At 64.1% G+C, this 18,992-nt stretch carries 18 protein-coding genes; 12 read left to right on the forward strand and 6 right to left on the reverse strand.

Translation table 11 applies throughout. From position 1 onward, the window contains the following. The first annotated feature begins 24 nt into the window (after positions 1 to 24). Positions 25 to 768 (forward strand): sulfite exporter TauE/SafE family protein, encoded by a 744-nt coding sequence (locus tag ACIPZF_RS02055; protein ID WP_400794735.1) that lies wholly within the window; start codon positions 25 to 27, stop codon positions 766 to 768. Positions 769 to 848: 80 nt separating this feature from the next. Continuing rightward, positions 849 to 1,568, forward strand: a complete 720-nt coding sequence (locus ACIPZF_RS02060) for a hypothetical protein (protein WP_400794737.1) — start codon at positions 849 to 851, stop codon at positions 1,566 to 1,568. 17 nt (positions 1,569 to 1,585) lie between these two features. Here the strand turns inward: ACIPZF_RS02060 and ACIPZF_RS02065 are convergent, their stop codons facing one another. Beyond that, positions 1,586 to 2,128 carry a WYL domain-containing protein gene (locus tag ACIPZF_RS02065; protein WP_400794739.1) on the reverse strand — a complete coding sequence of 181 codons (543 nt, stop codon included), beginning with the start codon at positions 2,126 to 2,128 and terminating at the stop codon, positions 1,586 to 1,588. A 140-nt stretch (positions 2,129 to 2,268) separates the two neighbouring features. Then, on the reverse strand, positions 2,269 to 3,180 hold the full coding sequence (locus ACIPZF_RS02070; protein ID WP_400794741.1) for a LysR family transcriptional regulator: 912 nt from the start codon (positions 3,178 to 3,180) through the stop codon (positions 2,269 to 2,271). Positions 3,181 to 3,334: 154 nt separating this feature from the next. Between ACIPZF_RS02070 and ACIPZF_RS02075 the strand changes: the two genes are divergently transcribed. The 3 genes from ACIPZF_RS02075 to ACIPZF_RS02085 are packed head-to-tail and all read left to right on the forward strand — an operon-like array spanning position 3,335 to position 6,920. Next, positions 3,335 to 4,639 (forward strand): MFS transporter, encoded by a 1,305-nt coding sequence (locus ACIPZF_RS02075; RefSeq protein ID WP_400794743.1) that lies wholly within the window; start codon positions 3,335 to 3,337, stop codon positions 4,637 to 4,639. A 20-nt stretch (positions 4,640 to 4,659) separates the two neighbouring features. Further along, entirely contained in the window at positions 4,660 to 5,898 is a 1,239-nt protein-coding gene (locus ACIPZF_RS02080; protein WP_400794745.1) for a Zn-dependent hydrolase, read from the forward strand. After that, the gene (locus tag ACIPZF_RS02085; RefSeq protein ID WP_400794747.1) at positions 5,898 to 6,920 is read left to right on the forward strand and encodes a histone deacetylase family protein; all 1,023 of its coding nucleotides are present in this window, start codon (positions 5,898 to 5,900) and stop codon (positions 6,918 to 6,920) included. The genes ACIPZF_RS02080 and ACIPZF_RS02085 overlap by 1 nt, the downstream gene beginning before the upstream one ends. Positions 6,921 to 7,013: 93 nt before the next feature. Here the strand turns inward: ACIPZF_RS02085 and ACIPZF_RS02090 are convergent, their stop codons facing one another. Next, positions 7,014 to 8,438: a PLP-dependent aminotransferase family protein gene (locus tag ACIPZF_RS02090; protein WP_400794749.1), complete on the reverse strand. Its 1,425-nt coding sequence runs from the start codon at positions 8,436 to 8,438 to the stop codon at positions 7,014 to 7,016. Positions 8,439 to 8,764: 326 nt separating this feature from the next. On the opposite strand from ACIPZF_RS02090, the gene ACIPZF_RS02095 reads away from it, so the two are divergent. Continuing rightward, positions 8,765 to 10,174, forward strand: coding sequence for an amino acid permease (locus tag ACIPZF_RS02095; protein ID WP_400794751.1), 1,410 nt, complete (start codon positions 8,765 to 8,767; stop codon positions 10,172 to 10,174). 3 nt (positions 10,175 to 10,177) lie between these two features. Here the strand turns inward: ACIPZF_RS02095 and ACIPZF_RS02100 are convergent, their stop codons facing one another. After that, positions 10,178 to 10,357 (reverse strand): hypothetical protein, encoded by a 180-nt coding sequence (locus ACIPZF_RS02100; protein WP_400795018.1) that lies wholly within the window; start codon positions 10,355 to 10,357, stop codon positions 10,178 to 10,180. Positions 10,358 to 10,451: 94 nt separating this feature from the next. On the opposite strand from ACIPZF_RS02100, the gene tam reads away from it, so the two are divergent. Continuing rightward, positions 10,452 to 11,228 (forward strand): trans-aconitate 2-methyltransferase, encoded by a 777-nt coding sequence (gene tam / locus ACIPZF_RS02105; RefSeq protein ID WP_400794753.1) that lies wholly within the window; start codon positions 10,452 to 10,454, stop codon positions 11,226 to 11,228. On the opposite strand, the gene ACIPZF_RS02110 is transcribed toward tam, so the two are convergent. Together ACIPZF_RS02110 and ACIPZF_RS02115 are read right to left on the reverse strand one after the other, a co-directional pair. Further along, positions 11,225 to 11,590 (reverse strand): DUF2784 domain-containing protein, encoded by a 366-nt coding sequence (locus tag ACIPZF_RS02110; RefSeq protein WP_400794755.1) that lies wholly within the window; start codon positions 11,588 to 11,590, stop codon positions 11,225 to 11,227. The genes tam and ACIPZF_RS02110 overlap by 4 nt on opposite strands. After that, positions 11,575 to 12,459 carry a LysR substrate-binding domain-containing protein gene (locus ACIPZF_RS02115; protein ID WP_400794757.1) on the reverse strand — a complete coding sequence of 295 codons (885 nt, stop codon included), beginning with the start codon at positions 12,457 to 12,459 and terminating at the stop codon, positions 11,575 to 11,577. Before ACIPZF_RS02115 ends, ACIPZF_RS02110 begins: the two co-directional genes overlap by 16 nt. A 245-nt stretch (positions 12,460 to 12,704) precedes the next feature. Here ACIPZF_RS02115 and ACIPZF_RS02120 point away from each other — a divergent pair, with 245 nt between their 5' ends. From ACIPZF_RS02120 to ACIPZF_RS02140, 5 genes are all read left to right on the forward strand, one after another. After that, positions 12,705 to 14,021 (forward strand): MFS transporter, encoded by a 1,317-nt coding sequence (locus tag ACIPZF_RS02120; RefSeq protein ID WP_400794759.1) that lies wholly within the window; start codon positions 12,705 to 12,707, stop codon positions 14,019 to 14,021. 14 nt (positions 14,022 to 14,035) lie between these two features. After that, a complete protein-coding gene (locus tag ACIPZF_RS02125; protein WP_400794760.1) occupies positions 14,036 to 15,427 on the forward strand; it encodes an FAD-dependent oxidoreductase in 1,392 nt (463 codons plus the stop codon). A 94-nt stretch (positions 15,428 to 15,521) separates the two neighbouring features. Continuing rightward, the gene (locus ACIPZF_RS02130) at positions 15,522 to 16,235 is read left to right on the forward strand and encodes a YebC/PmpR family DNA-binding transcriptional regulator (protein WP_400794762.1); all 714 of its coding nucleotides are present in this window, start codon (positions 15,522 to 15,524) and stop codon (positions 16,233 to 16,235) included. 138 nt (positions 16,236 to 16,373) lie between these two features. Continuing rightward, the gene (locus tag ACIPZF_RS02135; RefSeq protein ID WP_400794764.1) at positions 16,374 to 17,318 is read left to right on the forward strand and encodes a LysR family transcriptional regulator; all 945 of its coding nucleotides are present in this window, start codon (positions 16,374 to 16,376) and stop codon (positions 17,316 to 17,318) included. A 200-nt stretch (positions 17,319 to 17,518) separates the two neighbouring features. Beyond that, positions 17,519 to 18,931: a DOPA decarboxylase gene (locus ACIPZF_RS02140; protein ID WP_400794766.1), complete on the forward strand. Its 1,413-nt coding sequence runs from the start codon at positions 17,519 to 17,521 to the stop codon at positions 18,929 to 18,931. Positions 18,932 to 18,992 lie beyond the last annotated feature (61 nt).

Below are 18,992 nucleotides of genomic sequence, written 5' to 3' on the forward strand. Positions count from 1 at the left end.
CAAACCACGCCGGCAAGGACCCTCATGGACCCGCTATACCTCATCGCCCTCGGCGCCGTCGTCGCCGGTTTCGTCCAGGGTCTTTCAGGTTTCGCCTTTGGCATGGTCGCCATGTCGTTCTGGGCGTGGGGGCTGGAACCACGCCTGGCCGCGTCGCTGACCGTGTTCGGCAGCCTTGCCGGCCAGCTGATCGCAGTGTTCAGCGTTCGCCGCGGCTTCAGTTGGCCATTGCTGTGGCCGTTCGTGCTCGGGGGCCTGGCCGGCATTCCGCTGGGGGTGTGGGTGCTGCCGTACCTGAACATGCTCTGGTTCAAGGCCGTTTTCGGCACGCTGCTGGTGCTGTGGTGCCCACTGATGCTGCTGGCTCCGCGTCTACCGCGGCTGCCGGGCAACCGTCTGGCCGATGGTGCGGTGGGCATGCTCGGCGGGGCGTTGGGCGGCATCGGCGGCTTCACCGGCACGGTGCCTACCCTCTGGTGCACCCTGCGTGGTTTTGAACGCGATACCCAGCGCGCGGTGATTCAGAACTTCAACCTGTCGATGCTGTTGGTGACCATGCTCACTTACCTGGGCACTGGAGTGGTCACCCGCGACATGCTGCCGTCGTTCGGCGTGGTGCTGCTGGCCATGGCGCTGCCGGCCTTGTTCGGCACACGGGTGTATCTGGGAATCAGCGAGCTGGCATTTCGCCGGGTGGTGCTGGGTTTGCTGACGTTATCCGGCATCGCCATGCTGCTGGCATCGATCCCGGCTTTGCTGAGCCGCTGAACGCTTGCCTGTCGGCGTTGAACTTGGCACCCTTTGGGGCCCTTGAAATCGCCCGTGCAGTGACAGAAGGAAACACACCGTTGAGCTGGGATAAAGTCGGGAAACTTCTTGTAGCCCTGTTGCTTGGCCTGATGATCACGCTGGTGGCCTATGTGGCGCTCAAGGACAACGCGCGCCTCGAGGCCTCCCTGACCTACGCCTACCTCACCTACCCAAGCCAGTTCAGCGAGCGCGTCAGCAAGGCCAGCGAGCAGCTCAAGTACGAGCGCCTGCAGCCGCGGATCAGCGGCATCGGTCAAGGCGCTTTGAATCAGGACCAGGTCGACAGGCTTGTCGACCTGGCTCAGGCACCCTACGTCCAGCTGTTCGCCAAACCGTTCGAGGCCGGCCTGGTGGACCACCGCACTGGCTTGCTGATCGACCTGCGCAACCCCGGGGATGTCGACGTACGCGAGGTCAAGATCCGCTTGCCGATCAAAGGCCTGGTGCAGGTGCGCGACGCTTCCGGCAATGACACGATCATCCAGGCCCCTACGGCCATCGTCGAAATCCCCTCGATCGAGCCGGGCGGGGAGTGCAAGGTCTGGGTCTATTTCGATGCCGACTATTCGCAGATCCGTCAGGGCGGCATCAGCATCAGTCATGCCGATGGCACCACGGATGTGCAGGTTTATCGCGAGTTCGTGGGCTTCCCGGCCTGGGTGGCGCGGTACAGCCGAGCGCTGATGGTTGTACTGGGTGTGCTAGGGCTCTGCGTGCTGGGCCTGGGCTATGCCTGTATCACGCGGCGCCGTGCCTAGGCTATTTCGTACACAGCCTAGGCAACACTGTCGTGCAGGGCCAGGCTCTCGCGCAATTGCTCGACCATGGCCGTGCGCAGGTCTTCAGGTGCCTGCACACGAATCGACCCTGCCTGAGACAACAACCAGCCCATCAGTGCGCGGCTGTCGTCGACCGTGGCATCCAGCGTCGCACCCCCTGCGCCGTGTGGGGCCAGGCGCATGTCATCGGACAGCGGCTGCTGCTCCAGCCGTCGCGCGAGGGCGTCGTCCACCCAGGCGCGCAGTTCGATCTGCTGCGCGGGGGACAACGCATCCGGCTGCAACTGCTGGGCTTCACCCAGGCTCAGCCCCGGCTGCCAGTACCAGCCGTAGGGCATGCCTTTGTTGTTGCAGCGCAGCGGGAATAGCCCCGCGAGCTCGTTGAGGTCGCGTTCGACCGTACGTTTACTGGTCTTGTGACCCGCGCGCGCCAGTGCGGCCTGCAGCTGCGTCGAGCTCAGCCCGGGGTGGCGGTCGGGTAACAGTTTCAGCAATTGCCACTGGCGGGCAATGGTGTGGCGGGTAGGGTGGCTGGGCAAGGGGCTCGTCCTTGAGGTTCATGCGCTGGGTGCACTTGGATGGTGGCAATTGGCTATTGCTGTGAGCATACCCTTTCATCGGATCGGATCCAAGTTCCAGCCGTCTGATACCGTCCCTGTGTTCGCTGGATGGGCGGCAACTATCGGTCCAGACTAGCCTGCAGCGCTTCTATGAACACTTCCTCAGCCCGACTCAACCGCTGTTCCCGGTTCCACAGCAAATGAATATCAACATCCGCAATCCCTTCCTGCGGCGGCAGCTTCCACAACAGGCCTTTCGCCACATCCTCTGCCACGACGTGCTCGGGAAGGCAGCCGATACCAAACCCGGCGATGACCAGTCGGCGTACTTCCTCAAGGCTGGGCGAGGATGCGACGATCCTGCCGGAAAAACCTTGCTGATCGCGGAAGATGGTCAGTGGTGAAAGCATCCCGCCAATCTGGTCGCTGGTGAAACTGACGAAATTCTCCCGCTGCAGATCGCTTTGCGTCTGGCCGAACAGGGCGTGGTGCTTGCCACAGAAAAACGCATAGCGTTGGCGCAGGAACAGGCGTTGCTCCAGGCGGGGTTGCGCCCGACGGTTCAAGCTAAGGCCCGCGGTGGCGGTCTTTTCCTGCAGTGCGGCGACGATATCGGAGCTGCGCATCACGTCTATCTCCACATCCACCCTGGGGTGCTCGCGGTGAAAGTCGGCTAGAAAGTCGTCGAAGCGCTCGCTGACGATACGGCTGATCATCAGCAAGCGCACTTTGCCCACCAGTTCGTCCGCCGGTTGCTCCAGCAGGCCGCCAATCTGAGACATTTGCCCATATACCTCGCCGGCCAGCAGAAACAGTTGCTCGCCCATGTCGGTGAGCACGAAACGCGGCCCGCGCCGGGCGATCAGTTGGCGCCCAAGCTGCTCTTCCAGACGCTTGAGCGCCTGGCTCACGGCCGGTTGGGTCAAGTGCAGGCGCGCTGCGGCGCGGCTGATGGACAACTCCTGGCCGATCACCCGGAAGGTGCGCAGCAGGTTCCAGTCGAGGCGGTCGTTGAGCAGACGGTCGGACATGGCGAGGCTCGATGATAAGCGTGGCTAATAGTGCGAATAATAAATAGAAAATTGACTAATCATAGCCCTGAGACGATAAATCTCAGCCAGGCGCCCCCAGAGCGTCACCGTGTCCCGATCAACTCCTGCCAAAAAAACAAGCAAAGGAGCCCCCATGAAGCCCACCGCTTCGCCCCAACCGCGCCGTGCCGCCGCCGCCGCGTTCATCGGCACCATGATCGAATGGTATGACTTCTACATCTACGCCACCGCCGCCGCGCTGGTGTTCGGTGGGTTGTTCTTCCCTTCCGACAACAGCCTGTTCAGCACCATGGCCGCGTTCGGCACCTTCGCCGTGGGCTTCTTCGCCCGGCCGTTGGGTGGCATCGTCTTCGGCCATGTGGGCGACCGCATCGGGCGCAAGAAGTCGCTGGTCATCACCTTGCTGATGATGGGCATCGTCACCGTGTGCATCGGCCTGTTGCCGACCCATGCGCAGATTGGCGCCGCTGCGCCGGTGCTGTTGATCATCCTACGTGTCATCCAGGGCATTGCCGTGGGCGGCGAGTGGGGCGGCGCGGTGTTGATGGCGGGCGAACATGCGCCCAAGGGGCGACGCAACTTCTTTGCCTCGTTCGCCCAGTTGGGCAGCCCGGCGGGCCTGATTCTTTCGTTGCTGGCGTTCGGCGCGGTCACTCGGTTGCCCGAGGAAGACCTGATGAGCTGGGGCTGGCGCGTGCCGTTCCTGGCCAGCGCACTGTTGCTGCTGGTGGGCCTGGCGATCCGTCTGGGCGTCAACGAATCGCCCGAGTTCATCGCCAGCCGCGAGCAGGCGGCCAAGGCCCAGCGCAAGGAGCAGGCGCCTGTGCTTGAGGTGTTGCGCAGCGCATGGCGCCCGCTGCTGCTGTGCATCGGCGCCAATACCCTGGGCATCGCCGGGGTGTATTTCACCAACACCTTCATGATCAGCTACACCACTCAGCAACTGCACCTGGAGCGTTCACTGATCCTGGAATGCCTGTTCTTCGTGGCGATTATCCAGTTCTGCGTGCAGCCGCTGGCCGCCTGGCTGTCGGAAAAGATCGGCGCCACGCGCTTTTTGGCCCTGGTCGCCGTGCTGGCGATGGCTTCGCCGTACCCGATGTTCGTGCTGGTCAGCTCTGGCCAAGGCCCGCTGATCGTGCTCGGCATCGCCCTGGCGGCGGCGTGCATGGCCTCGTTCTACGCGGTGATCGCCGGTTACGTCAGCGGCATGTTCGAAACCCGCGTGCGCTACACCGCGATCTCCATGGCCTACCAGGTCTGCGGTGCCATCGCAGGCGGCCTGACGCCGCTGATTGGCACCTGGCTGGCCCACACCTTCACCGGCCAGTGGTGGCCGATGGCGGTGTTCTACACCTTGATCGCCACCATTTCGCTGGTCTGCGTGCTCGCCCTGGCGCGCCAGTACGCCCACAGCCAGCACCTGGAACTGGCCTGAATTTTCTGGAGCAATTACACATGTTGAAAAGCAATGGCGAACGCCTGTGGGCGAGCCTGATGGCCATGGCCGAAATCGGCGCCACCGCCCGCGGCGGCAGCTGCCGCCTGGCCCTGAGCGACGAGGACAAGGCCGGCCGTGAATTGTTCAGCCACTGGTGCCGCGAGGCTGGCCTGAGCCTGAGCGTGGATGCCATCGGCAACCTGTTCGCCCGTCGTGCCGGCAGCGACCCGGATGCCGCACCGGTGATGATGGGCAGCCACCTCGACACCCAGCCCGAAGGTGGCCGTTTCGATGGCGTGTACGGTGTTCTGGCGGGCCTCGAGGTGGTGCGCCGCCTCAACGATCTGGGCATTCAGACCTGTAAGCCTGTGGAAATCGCGGTGTGGACCAACGAGGAGGGCGCCCGCTTCACGCCGGCCATGTTCGGCTCGGCGGTGTTCACCGGTTCCCTGGCCCTGGACCAGGCGCTGGCCATACGCGATGCCGACGGCATCAGTGTGGCCGATGAACTTCGGCGCACGGGTTACGCCGGTCAGCGCCCCTTGGGCGGCAAGGTCGATGCCTATTTCGAAGCGCACATCGAGCAAGGCCCGATCCTCGAAGACAACGCCAAGGCCATCGGCGTGGTCAGCGGTGGTCAGGCGATTCGCTGGCTGGACGTAACTGTCGAAGGCATGGCGGCCCACGCCGGCACCACGCCGATGCCGCTGCGCAAGGATGCCCTGTATGGCGCCGCGCAGATGATTCAGGCTGTCGAACAACTCGCCGCCGACTTCACCCCCGAAGGGCTGACCACCGTGGGCGAGCTGTCGATTGCCAAGTCGTCACGCAACACCATCCCTGGTGTGTTGCGCTTCACTGTCGACCTGCGCCACCACCGTGACGCGGCCATCGAAGCCATGGAACGCGAACTCGGCCAGAAACTGCAGGCCATTGCCAGCCAGCGCGGCCTGCAGGTGCGCATCGAGCGCCACTGGGTCAGCCCGGCCACTCCATTCGACGCCGAGTGCGTGGCCGCCGTGCAACAGGCGGTGGACGGCCTTGGCTATGCCCAGCAATCCATCGTCAGCGGCGCCGGTCACGACGCCATCTTGCTGGCCCGTTACTGCCCGACGGCGATGGTGTTCATCCCCTGCGTCGGCGGCCTGAGCCACAACGAAGCCGAAGACGTACTGCCCGAGGACGCCCGCCAGGGTGCCGATGTACTGCTCAACGCCGTGCTTGCCCGTGCCGGCCGTGTAAAAGGAGAAGCCTGATGCGTTGCTATTTCCACCCCGAACAGCTGTTGCACCACCCGCGTAGCTACTACTCGCGAGGTGCCATGCGCACGCCGCAAGAGGTCCCCGAGCGCGCCCAGCGTTTGTTGCAGGCGGCCAAGGATCTTGGTTTCGATATCCGTCAGCCCTCCGACGCTGGTCTCGATCCGCTCAAGGCGGTGCATGGTGAAGCCTACCTGGCGTTCCTCGAAGAAGCCCACACTCGCTGGAAAGAAGTCCCCGAAGATTGGGGCGATGAAGTCATGTCGAATATCTTCGTGCGAGAGCCTAATGCCCTGCGCGGCATCCTCGCCCAGGCCGGACGCTATTTGGCCGACGGCAGTTGCCCGGTGGGTGAGCACACCTGGCATTCGGCGTACTGGTCGGCGCAAAGCGCAGTAGCTGCTGCTCAGGCCATCCTCGACGGCGAACCTGCGGCCTATGCTCTGTGCCGTCCGCCTGGGCACCATGCGCGCTTCGATGCTGCAGGTGGTTTCTGCTACGTCAACAACGCCGCCGTCGCCGCCCAGGCGCTGCGCAGCCGTTATCGCCGAGTGGCGGTTCTCGACACCGACATGCACCACGGTCAGGGAATTCAAGAGATTTTCTATGAGCGCAACGATGTGCTGTATGTGTCGACCCATGGTGATCCGACCAACTTCTACCCGGGTGTTGCTGGGTTCGAGGATGAGCGTGGGAGCGGTGCGGGGGAGGGATACAACCTCAACCTGCCGATGGCGCATGGGGCCAGCGAGGCGGATTTCATGACGCAGTTGGATATTGCCCTGGATGCGGTGAAGGACTTCGGCGCCGAGGTGCTGGTGCTTTCGCTCGGGTTCGATATTTATGAGCTGGACCCGCAGAGCAAGGTGGCGGTGACGACTGAGGGGTTTGCCGAATTGGGTGAGCGGATTCGGGCGTTGCGCTTGCCGTGTGTGATTGTGCAGGAGGGTGGGTATCACTTGGAGAGTCTGGAGGCGAATGCGCAGGCGTTTTTTGCAGATAAGGCGGTTTGGCGGTAAGCGGGAGTTGGGCCGAGACGAGCTAGTCTCACGTTCTTAAGCGATCGTGAAATCGAGCGCCGCCTGCGCGGCGCATCGCGGATAAATCCGCTCCTACAACCCCGCACGCCGCACGTGTTTCACCAGCACCTTCTCGAGCAGCTCCCACATCGCCGGATCGGTGCTGAACGCCACATTGAAGCGCATCCACCCGGTCGGTTTGGCATCGACCATGAACAACTGGCCAGGCCCGAGCATGATGCCTTTCTCCAGCGCATCGTCGAGCAACGCTGCGCTGTCAGGAATCGCCGGGTGCCGGGTCCAGATATACATTCCCTCGTCGGACTCGATGAACAACTCGAACCCCAATCGGTGCAAATGCCGGCCAACTTCCTGATGCGCCTCGGCCAACCGCTGGCGCAAACGCTTCAGGTGCTTGCGCCAGCGCCCGTCGATGATCGCGGCATACACCACGCGCTCCATCACCTGCGAGGTGGTCAGGCCCGAGCGCATCTTCAACTGCAGGAGCTTTTGCATCAGCTCCGGGTTGGCCAGCAGGTAGCCGACCCGTACATTGGGCGAAATGCTCTTGGAATAGCTGCCGACGTAAACCACCTGTTGCAGGTGGTCGAGGCTGGCCAGGCACGGTTGCGGTTCGGCCACCATGTCGGCGTACAGGTTGTTTTCCACCAGGCGGAAGCCATGCTGGCTGGCCAGTTGCAGCAGGCGGTGCAACTGCGGCAGCGGAGTGCGTGAACAGGTCGGGCTGTGCAGGTGCGGCTGGGTGAAGAATGCCGTCGGCCGGTGGTGCGCCAGCAGGTGTTCCAGGTGGTTGAGGTCGTAGCCGTTGGGGGTGCGCGGCACGCCGATCAGGGTGGCGCCCTGGGTGCGCAGGATGCTCATCAGGTTGGGGTAACCGGGGTCGTCCACCAGCACCACGTCACCGGGGCGCACCAGAGTGCGTACGGCCAAGTCCAAGGCTTGGCTGGCGCCGTGGGTGAGCATCAACTGCGCCGTATTGGCGACGATCGACAACTCTTGCTGCAGGTTCTGCGCAGTCAGGGCGCGCAATTCCGGCAGGCCCATCGGGTCGCCGTAGCCTGAAAGCTCCAGCGGGCTGCCCGCCACCTGGCGCAAGCCCCGGCGCAATCCGTCTTCGTACATCCAGTCGTTGGGCAGCCAGCCGCAACCGGGCTTGAACGGCAGCTGGCGGGTCTCGAAGATCTGCTGCAGGTACCACTCGGAGTTGAACGATGGTCGGCTGGTGTCGGCCTCGGCGGTGTGCGTGTCCAGCAGTTCGGCCGCCGCGCGATTGACGAAGAACCCGGCATTGCCCTTGCTCACCAGCAGCCCCTGGGCGACCAGGCGGTCGTAGGCCTCGACCACGGTGAAGGTACTCACCGAGTACGTCGAGGCGAACGCGCGGATCGACGGCACTTTAGCGCCTGGCTTGAGGGTCTGGTTGTCGATCAGCTCGCGCAGCCCGTCGATGATCTGGTTGACCAGCGGCGTCGAGGAGTCTGGATGTAATTCAAGCATTCGGGGGCCTTGAGAGGTGCGTAACGTCAAGCGCCTGCAGGGTGTATTGCATCGTCGACCTGTACAGTGCAGTGCGAGATTCATGCCACTGTGCATGGCTCTATCTGTCGGACATTTTTACATTAGGTGTCAGATATCGCCACATAAAGCATGTTCAGTTCGCCCGAGGGGCAAACCCTGGGGCGCGTCAGCAGGCCGCCACGGAAGGCCTGCGTGTGTAACCGCACACCTCCTGCCCGCATTAGCACTGATGTACAGGTGAAGCCGAGAGCCATCGGGGCTTCACAGTTTTCCTTGGATAAAAAGAAGCACGGGGTACACAACTGATGGACGCAACATCCACAACCACCACCGCGAACAGCGGGCACGAGAGCAAACTCAGTGCCTCGCTCAAGTCGCGCCACCTGACGATGATGTCGATCGCCGGGGTTATCGGCGGCGCCTTGTTCGTCGGCTCCGGCAGCGTGATCCACAGCGCCGGCCCGGCTGCGGTCCTGGCCTACCTGGCCGGCGGCATCCTGGTGGTACTGATCATGCGCATGCTGGGTGAAATGGCGACGTCCTCGCCTGACACCGGCTCGTTCTCCACCTACGCCGACCGCGCCATTGGCCGTTGGGCCGGGTTCACCATCGGCTGGCTGTACTGGTGGTACTGGGTCATCCTCATGGCCTGGGAAGCCTACGTGGCGGGCAAGATCCTGCATGGCTTCTTCCCGGATGTGAGCGTCAACGTGTTCGTGCTGGCCACGACCCTGTTGCTGATCACCGTGAACTTCTTCAACGTCAAGCATTACGGTGAGTTCGAATTCTGGTTCGCGCTGATCAAGGTGATTGCGATCGTCTGTTTCCTGATCGTGTGTACCGCAGCGGTGATGAACGTCTGGCAGTTCGGTGAAGTGCGTGGCATCAGCCACCTGACCGCCGAAGGCTTCATGCCCAACGGCATCACCACGGTGATCGGTGCGCTGCTTGGGGTGATGTTCGCCTTCCTCGGTGCCGAGATCGTCACCATCGCGGCGTCCGAAGCCAAGGACCCAGCTACCCAGATCGTCAAGGCCACCAACTCGGTGGTATGGCGTGTGTGCCTGTTCTACGTCGGTTCGATCTTCCTGATCGTCTGCCTGGTACCGTGGAACGACCCGCACCTGGGCGTCTCCGGCTATGGCGCCTACCGTCGTACCCTGGAGCTGCTGGGCGTGCCTTATGCCGAGTTGCTGATGAACTTCGTGGTGCTGACCTCGGTGAGCAGCTGCCTGATCTCGGGCCACTACACCGCATCGCGCATGCTGTTCTCCCTGGCCCAGCGTGGCGACGCGCCGTCGTTCTTCAAGATCACCCGCGCCGGCACCGGTGTGCCGGTGTACGCGATCATGGGCTCGTGCGCCGTGGCGGTGGTCTGCGCGCTGATCAACTTCAGCGAGACCCTGCGCCCGAAAGACGTGCTGGACACCTTGATGAACACCACCGGCATGATCGCTCTGCTGGTGTACCTGGTGATCGCCTTCTCGCAGCTGCGCATGCGCCGCAAGCTGATTGCCGAGGGCAAGGAAGTACGCCTGAAGATGTGGCTGTTCCCGTGGCTGACCTACCTGGTGATCGCGTTCATCGTCGCCGCGCTGGTGACCATGGCGTTCATGCCTGACTACCAGATCCTGGTGATCTCCACCGGTATCGCCGCCGCCGTGGTGGTGGCCATGGGTGTGGTGCATCAGATTCGCAGTGCCAAGAAACACTAAGCACTAGTGATCGTTGAAAACGGCCGGCTCCTTCGTGGACCCGGCCGTTTCGCGTTGTTGGGTGGGGGAATTCTCCGCAGGCATGTGGAAACGTCCCTTCATCCACGGTGAGCCGAGGAGGGCGGCGGCGGCGATCAGAGCCAGCAAAGCGAGGGCCAGGAATTTTTTCATGGGCATCCGCAGAATGAGACTGACTCGAAGCATAGACTGATGCTGACAGCCTCCTGACGGGCATATGGCTTATGCTGAGCACATTGCCTGCCCAAAGGAGCCCTCCATGGCCTGGTCCGCCACCCAGTATTCCCTCTTCGAAGACGAGCGCACCCGCGCCGTACGCGACCTGCTCGCCGCCGTGCCGCCACGCCCGGTGCGCCATGCCACCGACCTGGGCTGTGGCCCCGGCAACTCCACCGAAGTGTTGCTGCAACGCTGCCCGGATGCCCAGGTGACGGCACTGGACAGCGACAAGGACATGATCGACAAGGCTCGCGAACGCAAACGCCTGAATATCCCAAGGGTCAGCTGCAGGATCGCCAACATCAGCGACTGGGCCGCCCCTGAGCCGCAGGACCTGATCCTGGCCAATGCCTCGCTGCAGTGGGTGCCCGACCACGGCTCGCTGTACCCGCACCTGGTGCGCCAGCTGAGCGAAGGGGGAAGCCTGGCCGTGCAAACCCCGGACAACCTCGACGAGCCGGCCCACCGCCAGTTGCGCGATATCGCCGGTCGCGGCCCGTGGGCCGACAAATTCGCCGACTTCAGCCTGCCGCCACGGCACAACGCGGCGTTCTACTACGACCTGCTGAGCCCGCTGTGCACGCGGGTGGATGTCTGGCGCACCACCTATCACCATCCGCTACCCGGTGGCGCCGAGGCGGTGGTGGAATGGTTCAAGGGGTCGGCCTTGAGGCCTTACCTGGCCAAGCTGGATGAGCAGGAGCAAACGGACTTCCTGCAGATGTACCTGCAGGCCATGCAGCGCGACTACCCCCCGGCCACTGACGGCAAAGTGCTGCTGCCGTTCCCACGGCTGTTTGTGATCGCTACGCGTTAGGCGCGGCGCCAGCGCCAGATCACATACCCGTAGATGCCGAGATTGAGCAGCAGTACGAAGGCGCCCAGCAACCATTGGATCTGCGGCGTCAATCCGGCCGGGTAGATCAGCGGCCAGATGTAGTGCTCGACGAAGCCGCCAGGGTAGCCGGCATCGCCCGCAGCAATGCGCATGCGGTTTTCCCAGTCGGTCAGCGGGCACTCCAGGTGCAGTCCTTCCACCGCCAGGCCCCAGGCCAGGACGGGCAGGTGGATGAGCAGGGCGAGGCGCCACTTGAGCACCAGCAGGCCGCCGAACAGCACCAACAGGATGAAGGCCAGGTGCAGCAGCACCAGGGCGTCGGCGGCTAGACGGAAGAACATGGCAAGGCTTCCTGAACCATCTGCAAGAATGTCGCTACCACCCGCCGCGTACGCTGCTCGCTCAAGCACACCAGCGTCTCGGTCAAATGCCGCTGGCAATCGGTGATCGGCAGCGCACACACCCGCGCATCCGCGCCAAACTCGGCAGCCGATACCACGCCCACGCCAATCCCCACCACCACCGCTTCGCGCGCCGCTTCCCGGCCCTCTACCTGGATGGCTGGGCGAATCCGCAGGCCGGCGCGCTGCATTTCTTCTTCCAGCGTCTGGCGGGTGACCGAACCCGGCTCGCGCAGCACCAGCGGCGTGTCGTCGAGGTCAGCCAGGCTGATCGAGCCACGGCTGGCCCACGGGTGGTTGTGCGACACGAAGGCCACCATCGGGTCGCGGCGCAATGGCACGCAGTGCAGCCGCTCATCGTCGACGTCGCGCCCCAGCAGCGCCAGGTCTGCCTGATAGCTGAACAGCCGGGCCAGCGATTCGTCGGTATTGCCGGTTTCCACCTTGACCTGAATGCCCGGATAGCGCTGGCAGAACCGCGCGATCTGCGGCAGCACGTGCACCGGGGCATCCACTGCCAGCACCAGGCTGCCGGTGTGCAGGGCGCGGGAGTCATGCAGCAGTTCGTGGGCCTCGGCCTCGCAGGCGAACAGGCGCTGGCTGATGCCCAGCAGGCGCTCGCCCAGGTCGGTCAACTGCACCGAGCGCTTGTTGCGGTGGAACAGCAACACGCCAAAGCGCTCCTCCAGCTTGCGTACCTGGTCGGATATCGCCGGCTGGGTGAGGAACAGCTTTTCCGCCGCGCGGGTGAAGCTGCCGTGCACGGCCACCGCGTGGAAGGCCTTGAGTTGCGCGTGGGACACCGACATGGACACTCCAGTAACAAGCTGAGCTTATGTGTGAAATACGATAAATCGATTTTATTTATCAGTCAGCAACTGTTTCCATAGCTTTCAACCCAGGGCCGCCGCTACAAGCGACAGCCGGGCCATGGCGCGTATACCTGCGCCATCTGACCAATGACGCGCCCACGTCATGCAGTGCGCAACACAACAACAAGACAGGCGTTTTTTAACAATCTGCCGGCACACTTGAGCAAGAGGTCAGAATCAACATGAACCAATCCCTAGCCGCGTTCAAACGCTGGCGTATCCAGATTTTCGCAATTACCTGGCTGGCTTACGCCGCCTTCTACTTCACCCGCAAGGCCTTCTCGGTGGCCAAGCTCGGCATCGGTGAAGACCCCACATTCATGCTCGACAAGGCTGCCATGGCCAACCTCGATGCCATCTACCTGGCGGCGTATGCGGTGGGCCAGTTCACCTGGGGCATGCTGGCCGACCGTTTCGGCCCGCGCGTGGTGGTGCTCGGTGGCTTGCTGATTTCAGCAGCGGCGGCGGTGGTGATGGGCAGCTACGCGACCTTCCCGATCTTTGCCACCTGCATGCTGATCCAGGGCCTGGCGCAGTCCACCGGCTGGGCCGGGCTGTGCAAGAACATCGGCAGTTTCTTCCCGGCTTCGCAGCGCGGGCGAGTGCTGGGGCTGTGGAGTTCGTGCTATGCCTTCGGCGGTCTGGTTGCCTCGCCGTTCGCCGGCTGGTGGGCCTACACCCTGGTCGGTACCTGGCACGCGGCGTTCTTCTCCAGCGCCGAAGTGGTAGCCGCGGTGGCGGTGCTGTTCTTCTTCCTGCAGCGCAACAAGCCAGAGGACGTTGGCTTGCCAGCGGTCGAGCCCGAGCCGCAGAGCATGGCACCCGCCGGCAACCTGTGCAGCATCTGGGCGCCGCTGCGCGAAATACTGCGCAATCGCACGGTGCTGACCCTGGGCCTGGCGTACTTTCTGCTCAAGCCGGCACGCTACGCCATCCTGCTATGGGGCCCGGTAATCGTCTTCGAGCAGATGCCCTCGGTGGGCAAGGTCGGCGCAGCGATCATCCCCACGGCGTTCGAACTGGCCGGCCTGCTCGGCCCGATCATCATCGGCCTGGCCTCGGACAAGCTGTTCGGTGCCCGGCGCATGCCCGCCTGCGTGATCAGCCTGCTGTTACTCACCGTGACCCTGGCGCTGTTCATGGCGGCAATGCACAGCGGCAGCATCGTCATGGTGGTGGGCCTGCTGTTCGTCATGGGCCTGACCCTGTACGGGCCGGACTCGATGATCAGCGGCGCGGCGGCCATCGACTTCGGCACGGCCAAGGCCGGTGCCACGGCGGCTGGCTTCGTCAACGGCTGCGGTTCGGTGGGCGCGGTGCTCGGCGGTTTGCTGCCTGGTTACTTCGACAGCGTCACGGTGTTCATCGTGTTCGCCGGCTGTGCGCTGTTCTCGGCCCTTGTGCTGCTGCCGCACTGGAACAGCCGCCCGACCAGCGTGCCCCAGGCCAATGACGTGGCACCCAATACCAGCATGGCGATCAAGCCACTGCGTACCTAAAGGAAAGCGAGCGAATGAGACCCTTCTGGCTGCAACAGGCCCTGGATTCGGAACAGGAGGCGGTGTGCCCGCCGCTGCAGGGCGATGCCCGTTGCGACGTTTGCATCGTCGGCGGTGGCTACACGGGCCTGTGGACCGCGCTGATGCTCAAGGAGGCGGTGCCGGCGCTGGACGTGCTGCTGATCGAGGCGGATATCTGCGGCGCGGGTGCCAGTGGCCGCAACGGCGGTTGTGCATTGTCCTGGTCGGCCAAGTATTTCACCCTCGAACGCTTGTTCGGCGCTGCCGAAGCGGTGCGTCTGGTGCGCGAGTCGGAACGCAGCATCGGTGAGATTGGCGCGTTCTGCGCCGCCAATGGCATCGACTGCGACTATCGCCTGGACGGTACTTTGTACACGGCCACCAACCAGGCCCAGGTCGGCGCCACCGATGCAGTGATCGCGGCGCTGGAACAGAGAGGCATCAATTCGTTCGAGCGCCTGGCGCTCGATGATGTGCAACGCCTGGCAGGTTCCGCTCGGCATCTGGAAGGCTGGTTCTCGCCAGCCGCCGCCACCGTGCAGCCGGGCCGCCTGGTGCGCGGCTTGCGCCGGGTGGCCTTGCAGCGAGGGGTACGCATTCATGAAGGCACGGCCATGACCGGCCTGGAGCACGGCGCCCCGGCGCAGGTGCGCACGGCCCATGGCACGGTGCGTGCCGACCGCGTGGTACTGGGCCTGAATGCCTGGATGGCGCGCGCCTTCCCGCAGTTCGAGCGCAGCGTGGCGATCGTCTCCAGCGACATGGTCATCACCGAGCCGTGCCCAGAATTGCTGCGCGAGATCGGCCTGAACAATGGCATCAGCGTGCTCGACTCGCGCATCTTCGTGCACTACTACCACAACACCTCCGATGGCCGCCTGATGCTCGGCAAGGGCGGCAACACTTTCGCCTATGGCGGGCGCATGCTGCCGGTGTTCGACCAGCCGTCGCCGTATCGGCCGTTGCTGGGCGAAACCCTGGGCGAATTCTTCCCGGCGCTGGCCGAGGTACCGCTTGCAGCCAGCTGGAACGGCCCGTCGGACCGCTCGGTGACCGGGCTGCCGTTCTTTGGCCGGCTGGATGGGCAGGGCAACGTGTTTTACGGTTTTGGCTATTCCGGCAGTGGGGTGGGGCCGTGCCACATGGGCGGGCAGATTCTCTCGTCGCTGGCGCTGGGGCTGGACAACCCGTGGACACGCTCGCCACTGGTCAAGGGCCCGCTGGGCCTGTTTCCGCCGGAGCCGATCCGCTACCTGGGCTCGCTGATGGTGCGCAATGCCATCCGCCGCAAGGAGCGGGCCGAAGACCGCGGCCTGCGGCCACGCCACCTGGACGTGCGCCTGGCGCGCTTCGCGGCGGCGGCGGGCAAGGCCGACAAGGCGTGAGATTTGTTGTCGATCACAGGCGCGAGGGCGTATAAACTGCTCCCACTTTTGGCCGGTCGCTTCCTGAACTGGCCGCTGAAACAAGAGAGTCGACATGGGCGCACAGTGGAAAGCCAAACATAGAGAAACAGCTGCCAATGCCAAGGGCAAGATCATGGGCAAGCTGTCCAAGGAAATCCAGATCGCGGCAAAATCGGGCGCCGACCCCGACATGAACCCGCGCCTGCGCCTGGCCATCGTCCAGGCCAAGAAGGCCTCGATGACCCGCGAGACCCTGGACCGGGCGATCCGCAAGGGTGCCGGCCTGGACGGTGATGCCGTGCAGTACCACGCGGTGAGCTACGAAGGTTTCGCGCCGCACCAGGTGCCGCTGATCGTCGAGTGCCTGACCGACAACGTCAACCGCACCGTCGCGCAGATCCGCGTGCTGTTCCGCAAGGGCCAGCTGGGTGCCAGCGGTTCGGTGGCCTGGGACTTCAACCATGTCGGCCTGATCGAAGCCACCCCTGCCAGCGACGACGCCGACCCGGAAATGGCTGCGATCGAAGCCGGTGCGCAGGACTTCGAGGAAGGTGAAGAAGAGGGCTCGACCCTGTTCATCACCGACACTACCGACCTGGATGCAGTGCAGAAGGCGCTGCCGGAGCAGGGTTTCACTGTGACCTCGGCGAAAATCGGCTACATCCCGAAAAACCCGGTGAGCGCGGCGAGCCTGAGTGCTGAGGCGCTGGCTGAGGTGGAAGCCTTCCTCGAAGCGATTGACGAGAACGATGACGTACAGAACGTTTACGTAGGTCTGACTGCTTAATAAGCGGGGGCCGCTTTGCGGCCCAGTCGCGGGCAAGCCCGCTCCCACAGATACACCACTGGTCTCAATAACTGTGGTGTACCTGTGGGAGCGGGCTTGCCCGCGAATGGGCCAGTGAAATTTCAGCAGGAATGGCAGATGAACCCAACCTTCGCCTCCCTTAGCCTCGCCCACCTGCGCACCCTCGACTGCCTCCTGCAGCTGAAAAACCTCAGCCACGCCGCCGAACGCCTGGGCGTCAGCCAGTCGGCCCTGAGCCGTCAATTGGCCCACCTGCGCGAAGCCTTCGACGACCCGTTACTGGTGCGCCAGGGCCGTGGTTACGTGCTCAGCGAATACGCCGAAGCCCTGGTCGAACCCCTGCGCCAGGTGCTCGAAGAACTCCAGGCCCTGCGCCAACCCGCCGCCTTCGACCCGGCCCGCTGTGAGCGGCGCTTCTGCCTGGCCGCCTCCGACTACGTCGCCGAGCACATGCTGCCGCTGCTGGTGGCCGCGCTGGAGCAGGAAGCCCCGGGCGTGTGCATCGACTACCGCTCCTGGCAGGCCGGCCAGTACGCCTTGCTCGCCAGCGGCGAGATCGACCTGGCCACCACGCTGTTCGACGAATCGCCACCCAACCTGCACGGGCGCCTGCTTGGCGAAGACCGGGCGGTGTGCCTGATGCGCCGGGAACATCCGCTCGCGGCCTGCGACGTGCTGAGTCAGGACGATTACCTGGCCTTCAAGCACGTGCGCATCTCCGGGGGCGGCGACAAGGACAGCTTCATCGACCGCCACCTGCGCGCCCAGGGCCTGCAGCGGCGGGTCAGCCTGGAGGTGCCGTTTTTCTCGGCCACCGTGCAGGTGATCGCCAACAGCCAGGCGCTGGCCACCGTACCCGAGCATATCGCCCGCCAGCTGTGCCGCCTGCATGACCTGGCCTGGCGGCCGTTGGGCTTTGTCGAGCATACCCAGCGCTACTGGGTGGTGTGGCACCAGCGCCTGCAGGCGTCGGCCGAGCACCGCTGGTTGCGCAACCGGGTGTTCGAGCTGTGGCGCCAATCGCAGTTCGGCGTGCAGGGTGGGCATGCGGGTTTGCCATAGCAGGTATGCGCGAAGCGGGGTTATTCGATAGTCGGCAAGCGTCTAGAGTGTCGGAATTGCGGCGCATATGCCGGCCTCTTCGCGGGCAAGCCCGCTCCCACAAGTACTGCGCAGGTCTTGATGTTGCACTTAACCTGTGGGAGCGGGCTTGCCCGCGAAATGGCCGGTACAGGCACTGGACACCCCACAGGAGATCGCGCGTGACCCCCGAACAATTTCGCCAGTACGGCCACCAACTGATCGACCTGATCGCCGACTACCGCCAGACCGTCGGCGAGCGCCCGGTCATGGCCCAGGTCGAGCCCGGCTATCTCAAGGCTGCCTTGCCGACGGGCGCCCCCAAGCAGGGCGAACCGTTCGAGGCGATTCTCGACGATATCAACAAACTGGTCATGCCGGGCCTGTCGCACTGGCAGCACCCTGACTTCTACGGCTACTTCCCGTCCAACGGCACTTTGTCGTCGGTGCTCGGTGACTTCCTCAGCACGGGCCTTGGCGTGCTCGGCCTGTCGTGGCAATCCAGCCCGGCACTGAGCGAGCTTGAGGAAACCACCCTCGACTGGCTGCGCCAACTGCTGGGCCTGTCGGCGCAGTGGAGCGGGGTGATCCAGGACACCGCCTCGACCAGCACCCTGGTCGCGCTGATCAGTGCCCGTGAACGCACCACCGACTACGCGTTGGTGCGTGGTGGCCTGCAGGCGGAGGCAAAACCCCTCATCGTCTATGTCAGCGCCCACGCTCACAGCTCGGTGGACAAGGCCGCGCTGCTCGCGGGTTTCGGCCGAGCCAACATCCGCCTGATCGCTACCGACGAACAGTTCGCCATGCGCCCCGACGCCTTGCAGGCCGCTATCGAGCAGGACCTCGCCGTTGGCAATCAGCCTTGCGCGGTGGTCGCCACCACAGGCACCACGACCACCACGGCGCTGGACCCGCTGCGCCCGATCGGCGAGATCGCCCAGGCTCAGGGTTTGTGGCTGCACGTCGACTCGGCCATGGCCGGTTCGGCGATGATCCTGCCTGAGTGTCGTTGGATGTGGGACGGTATCGAGTTGGCCGATTCGGTGGTGGTCAATGCGCATAAATGGCTGGGCGTGGCCTTCGACTGTTCGATCTATTACGTGCGCGATCCGCAGCACCTGATCCGGGTAATGAGTACCAACCCGAGCTACCTGCAATCGGCGGTGGATGCTGAGGTGAAGAACCTGCGCGACTGGGGCATTCCGCTGGGCCGCCGCTTCCGTGCGTTGAAGCTGTGGTTCATGTTGCGTAGCGAAGGGGTTGAGGCGCTGCAGCAGCGTTTGCGTCGTGACCTGGACAATGCCCGTTGGCTGGCCGAGCAGGTGGAGGCGGCTGCAGAGTGGGAACTGTTGGCGCCGGTCCAGCTGCAGACGCTGTGTATTCAGCACCGGCCAGCAGGGTTGGAAGGGGAGGCGTTGGATGTGCATACCAAGGCTTGGGCGCAGCGGCTTAATGCTTCAGGCGATGCTTATGTGACCCCGGCGACCCTGAATGGGCGGTGGATGGTCCGGGTGTCGGTGGGGGCGTTGCCGACCGAGCGCGAGCATGTCGAGAAGCTCTGGCTGCGGCTGCAGGAAGTGATCAAAGGCTGAAATCGTTGGGGCCGCTGTGCGGCCCATTCGCGGGGCAAGCCCGCTCCCACAGGTTAACTGC

Origin of the sequence: Pseudomonas sp. NPDC089752, assembly GCF_044748725.1 — a bacterium.
GTDB lineage: Bacteria > Pseudomonadota > Gammaproteobacteria > Pseudomonadales > Pseudomonadaceae > Aquipseudomonas.